We start from the raw sequence: 701 nt of genomic DNA on the forward strand, positions 1-701 counted from the left end.
TCTCTCACAGGTGTTGTCGGCACATTGATTAATAATGGTTCAACTGCTTCTGGTCTGGTTCAGCATATTGCTGGTGACCTCACTGATGTTGGTGGTCTCATCGGCGGTGTGACTGGTGGAATCGGTGGTGGTGAAGGTGGCCCTCTTGGCACAATCACTGGCATCATCGGTGGCATCACTGGCGGTATCGGCGGCGGTGAAGGCGATCCTTTAGGTGCAATCACAGGAATCATTGGCGGCATTACTGGCGGAATCGGTGGTGGTGAAGGTGGTCCTCTAGGCGCGATCACTGGCATTATCGGTGGTATCACGGGCGGTATTGGTGGTGGTGAAGGCGGTCCATTAGGTGCGATCACAGGAATCATTGGCGGCATTACTGGCGGTGACTTGGGTAACAACCCTGTCACAGGTGTAATCCAAACAGGCATCGATGTCCTTCAAGGCGTTGAAAGCCTAAAAACAGATATTATCAACACTGGTATCACTACAGTAGGTGGCGCAATTAGCGGTGTTCTTCCGGGTGTTCATCCTGTTACCGATCTAACTAATCTAGGTACCCTCACCTTTGAAACTTCGCGCGATACCGTAAACGGTACTTTAGAAGCTATTTCTGATTTAGCAGGTGCGGATATCGGTGGTGCTGCGGGTTCTCTCACAGGTGTTGTCGGCACATTGATTAATAATGGTTCAACTGCTTCTGG

At 50.8% G+C, this 701-nt stretch carries 1 pseudogene; it reads left to right on the top strand.

The annotated features are described in order from the left end of the window. Positions 1-701: pseudogene (locus tag F902_RS22590) on the top strand (beta strand repeat-containing protein); the annotation flags it as partial.

Source organism: Acinetobacter higginsii (assembly GCF_000369525.1).
In the GTDB taxonomy this organism is placed as follows: Bacteria; Pseudomonadota; Gammaproteobacteria; order Pseudomonadales; family Moraxellaceae; genus Acinetobacter; species Acinetobacter higginsii.